General features: G+C 70.7%; 3 protein-coding genes. All 3 read right to left on the bottom strand.

What is annotated here, in order from left to right:
• Positions 1–23: 23 nt before the first annotated feature.
• The 3 genes from ACFW2E_RS41750 to ACFW2E_RS41740 all read right to left on the bottom strand — a co-directional run bounded on the left by ACFW2E_RS41750 (position 24) and on the right by ACFW2E_RS41740 (position 3,015).
• Positions 24–725, bottom strand: a complete 702-nt coding sequence (locus ACFW2E_RS41750) for a thioesterase II family protein (RefSeq protein WP_384475854.1) — start codon at positions 723–725, stop codon at positions 24–26.
• A 13-nt stretch (positions 726–738) separates the two neighbouring features.
• Positions 739–1,680 carry a TauD/TfdA family dioxygenase gene (locus ACFW2E_RS41745; protein ID WP_384475851.1) on the bottom strand — a complete coding sequence of 314 codons (942 nt, stop codon included), beginning with the start codon at positions 1,678–1,680 and terminating at the stop codon, positions 739–741.
• 78 nt (positions 1,681–1,758) lie between these two features.
• Positions 1,759–3,015, bottom strand: a complete 1,257-nt coding sequence (locus ACFW2E_RS41740) for an MFS transporter (protein WP_384475857.1) — start codon at positions 3,013–3,015, stop codon at positions 1,759–1,761.
• Positions 3,016–3,160 lie beyond the last annotated feature (145 nt).

The following is a 3,160-nucleotide window of genomic DNA, read 5'->3' as shown; positions in this document are numbered from 1 at the left end:
ACCTGGGGGTGACCGTCATGGGTTTACATGTGACCGCCGGGAAGCTCCACGGCGTCGAACGCACCGCTCGTGTGACGTCGCCAGTGCTCGGTGTCGGCGAGCGTGAACGACGGGTCCTTGTCGCCCGCGATCGCGGTGACGGGGCAGGCCAGCGGCGCCCCGTCGGCCGGTTCGTATCCGGCGACCAGCCGGAAGTCACTGCGCAGCGTCGGCAGTGTCAGTTCCCTCAGGTCCCTGTCCTCCAGGACCGCGGCACCCGCGCCGCCGAGCGCCCGGATGTAGGCCATGAGACCCGCGTCGTCCGGGAACACCGTGGCGCTGCGGCGGTCCACCGACGGTGCGTGGCGTGCGGAGGCGAACAGGTGCGCCACGTGCGGCCCCTGTTGCCGGGCCAGCCGCTGGGCGACCTCGTAGGCCACGGTCGCCCCCAGGCTGTGGCCGAAGAAGGCCAGTGGGCCCCGAAGCCGGTGGGTCGCCGCGAAGGCGATCCGGTCGGCCAGGACGTCCATGTCCTCCAACGCGGGCTCGTGGAACCGGTCCTGTCGACCCGGGTACTGGACGGCGACCAGTTCGACCGTGGGCGGCAGCAGCTCGGCCCAGCCGCGGAAGGCGCTCGCGGCCCCGCCGGCGTGCGGGAAGCAGACCAGTCGGAGGTCGGCGTCGGGACGCGGTGCGAAGACGCGGAACCACGCGGACGGCCTCGGTGCGGACTCGCTCGTGTTCATCGGTGTCCGCCGCTCAGTCGCACATCGCCACGAGGACGCGGCGCGGCCCGGTGAACGGCCGTCGGCCGTGACCCACCAGGACGTTGTCGATCAGCATGAGGTCGCCGGTGCACCAGTCCACGTCGACGGCGTTGTCCAGGCCGCGGTCCCGGATCTGGGTGACGTACTCGGCCGGGATGGGGGTGCCGTCGGCGAAGCCGACGGACTGCGGGAGGTCCTCCTCCGGCATGATCTGCGCCAGCGCCTTGGCGGTCTCGTCGCCCAGGCCGGCGGGGTGCCACTGGTCGGCCTGGTTGAACCAGACCTCCGTACCGGTGACGGGGTGCCGCACCGTCGAGGGCCGGATCTGGTGGACGCGCAGGCCGCCGTCGGCCTTCCACTCCCACTCGGCCTCCGTGGTCTTGAGGAACGCCTCGACCTCGGCACGGTCCTGGGTCTCGAAGGTCTCCTGCCAGCTCTTGCCGAGACCCACGCCGCCGTGCAGGTTCTGGGTGTAGCGAACACCGCCCCGGAAGGCCTCCCGCACCTCCGCGTCGAGCGCCTGCAGCCAGCGCACACCGTCGACCACGGGCGTCGCGCCGCCGGTCTGCGGCTGCTGCTGGCAGTAGAACAGCAGCCGGGAGGGCCAGGCGTACGCGTATGACATCTCGTTGTGCATCGAGATGGTGAACTGCTCCGGGTACTCGGTGGACGTGTACACGTTGTCCCCGACCTTGGTGCGCGGCGAGTTGCCGTGCACGTAGGCCAGCCGGTTGGGCAGCAACTCGTCCATCACGCCGTCGAGTTCGTCCGGGGTGACCTCGAATCCGCGGAACACCAGGGCCTTTTCCCGGGTGAGGAGGCCGGCCAGGTCGTCCAGGTCACGGAGATGGTCGACCAGGCCGCGGGCGCTCGCCGCCGCCCCGGAGCTCGCGGGCGTGATCTCGTAGGGCAGCCAGTCGTCGTGACCAGTCATCTCTTCTTCTCCCAGCGGGTCTGTTCTGCACTCCAGCCCCACTGTCCGGGCATGACCTATATTTCTTCGCCGCTGCGTCTATGCGTCGAGCCGGATGCCGCGGGCGGTTCGGATGCCGGGACTCAGGGCGGCGGCGACGGCCATGAGGAGCATCGCGCAGGCCGCTCCGAGGACGGTGTCGCTCGCTCCGAACGCTGCCAGCAGGAAGCCGCCCGCCATGGCTCCGGCCGAGTTGGCCCCCGAGGCGATGACGGCGCCGACGCTGGTGACTCTGCCCTGCATCTCGTCCGGGGTGATCTGTATCTGGTAGAGGCCGCCTGCGACCCCCATGAGTGCCGCCGCGTAGTTCATCCCCGCATACAGGACTCCGAGGGCGTACGGGTCGGTCGTCAAGGCCATGGGGGCCATGAGGGCCGCCCAGGCCAGAACCGTTCCGATCAGAATCGTCACCGGGGAGAGCCGTCCGATCCACCAGGATCCGGTCAGCGCACCGAGGACGCCGCCGACTCCGGCCACCGCGCCCATGGCGCCGACGGCCATCGGTGAGCCGCCACCGTCCTTGACGAGGACCACCAGGGCGAGGCCCAGCACCTGGAAGACGAGATTGGTCAGGGCGATCAGGACGGACGCGTCCCGCACGAAGCGCTGGCGCCACACCCAGACGAATCCCTCGCCCAGTTCGGTACGGATTCGGCGAGCCGGTGCCTCCCGCTCCAGCTGGAACTTCGTCCTGATCGGGAGCAGCGTCACCAGGGCGAGCAGATGGGAGAAGGCGGCGAAGACGAACGGCAGCCACTGGGCCGCCGTGAACAGGGAGCCGGATGTGGGCTGGCCGATGAGCGCTGCGGCCTGGCCCCTTGCCTCGTTCTGGGAGAGCGCGGACGGCAGATGGGCAGGGTGGACGACGTTACGGACCGCCGCGCGCTCGGCGAGTCGGTAGAAGATCGCCGCACTGCCCTGCACGAACGCCGCCGCCATGATGTGCGGCAGCCAGAAGTGGCCGGTGAGCAGCGCGACCGCGACGCTGGTCATCGTCACAAGTCCCAGGACGTCGCAGGTGATCATGAGCCGGCGTCGGTCCCAGCGGTCCACGAGGACTCCGGCGGGAAGCTGCACCAGAAGGCGGGGGAGCATCGCCGCGAATCCCACGAGGCCCGCGCCGACCTCCGATCCCGTGAACCAGATGATCAGAAGCGGATACGCGGCTGTGGCCACGCCCGTGCCCAGCAGGGTGCTTCCGGCGCCGATCCACAGGCGCAGGAAATCGCGGTTCTTCCGCAGTGGCGGCGGGCCATCGGGTCCGGGCCCGCCCTGCTCGGCCGTGGACTCCTCCATGACGCTCACGCGGGCGCCTCCTCAGGGTGGTGAATCGCTGTGCAGAACACCCGGGCGCCGAGGGGCACCCGGGTGTCCGGAACGGGGGGGAAGGCCGGGCCGGGGCGGGGGACTACCCGCCCCCGCCCGGCGGGCATCAGCCGGC

Origin of the sequence: Streptomyces sp. NPDC058964, assembly GCF_042741275.1 — a bacterium.
Classification (GTDB): Bacteria; Actinomycetota; Actinomycetes; order Streptomycetales; family Streptomycetaceae; genus Streptomyces.
Note: the sequence above shows the minus strand (reverse complement) of the source record. Positions and strands in the feature narration are given on the sequence as shown.

Coding starts and splice junctions, on each gene's coding strand:
- ACFW2E_RS41745 (WP_384475851.1), bottom strand. CDS start 1,680: ATGACTGGTCACGACGACTGGCTGCCCTACGAGATCACGCCCGCGAGC.
- ACFW2E_RS41740 (WP_384475857.1), bottom strand. CDS start 3,015: ATGGAGGAGTCCACGGCCGAGCAGGGCGGGCCCGGACCCGATGGCCCG.
- ACFW2E_RS41750 (WP_384475854.1), bottom strand. CDS start 725: ATGAACACGAGCGAGTCCGCACCGAGGCCGTCCGCGTGGTTCCGCGTC.